Raw genomic sequence first — 1,038 nt, forward strand, 5'->3', positions numbered from 1 at the left:
CGGCGAACGACAGATGTTGCCGCTGCAGACGAACAGGACCCGCATGCTCAGGAGGCGCCGAGCAGGTCGTGCCGCACGACGATCGCGTCACGCCCGGGGCCGACGCCGATCGCGGAGATCCGCGCGCCCGACATCGCCTCGACGGCGAGCACGTAGTCCCGCGCGTTCTTCGGGAGGTCCTCGAACGTGCGGGCACCCGTGATGTCCTCGGTCCAGCCGGGGAACTCCTCGTAGACGGGCTTGGCGTGGTGGAAGTCCGACTGGTTCACGGGGACCTCGTCCACGCGGACGCCGTCGACCTCGTAGGCGACGCAGACCGGGATCGTCGACAGCCCGGTGAGGACGTCGAGCTTGGTCAGCACGAAGTCCGTCACGCCGTTGACGCGCGCCGTGTACCGGGCGATCGGGGCGTCGTACCAGCCACAGCGACGCGGACGACCGGTGGTCGTGCCGAACTCGAAGCCGTTCGCCCGCAGGAACTCCCCGGACTCGTCGAACAGCTCGGTCGGGAACGGGCCGGCGCCGACGCGGGTCGTGTACGCCTTGACGATGCCGATGATCCGCTCGAGCTTGCCCGGGCCGATGCCGGAGCCGGTCGCCGCGCCGCCCGCCGTCGCCGACGAGGACGTCACGAACGGGTAGGTGCCGTGGTCGACGTCGAGCATGGTGGCCTGGCCGGCCTCGAACAGGACGGTCTCGCCGCGCTCGAGTGCGCGGTGGATCTCGAGCCCGGTGTCGGCGACCATCGGGCGCAGGCGGTCGGCGAAGGACAGCAGCGACTCGACGACCTCGTCGGCGTCGATGGCGCGGCGGTTGAAGACCTTGACGAGCAGGTGGTTCTTCTGGTCGAGGGCCGCTTCGACCTTCTGCCGCAGGATGTTCTCGTCGAAGATGTCCTGGATGCGGATGCCGACGCGGTTGATCTTGTCGGCGTAGGTCGGGCCGATGCCGCGCCCGGTGGTGCCGATCTGCCGCTTGCCGAGGAACCGCTCGGTCACCTTGTCGATCGTGCGGTGGTAGTGCGTGATGACGTGGGCG

The 1,038-nt window shown here is 69.5% G+C and carries 1 protein-coding gene; it reads right to left on the reverse strand.

Going from position 1 to position 1,038, the window contains the following annotated elements; all coding sequences use genetic code 11:
• Positions 1–47: 47 nt before the first annotated feature.
• A partial coding sequence (locus I5E_RS09280) for an adenylosuccinate synthase (protein ID WP_022906733.1) occupies positions 48–1,038 on the reverse strand: 991 nt, incomplete at its 5' end.

The organism is Curtobacterium sp. B18 (assembly GCF_000333375.1).
GTDB lineage: Bacteria > Actinomycetota > Actinomycetes > Actinomycetales > Microbacteriaceae > Curtobacterium.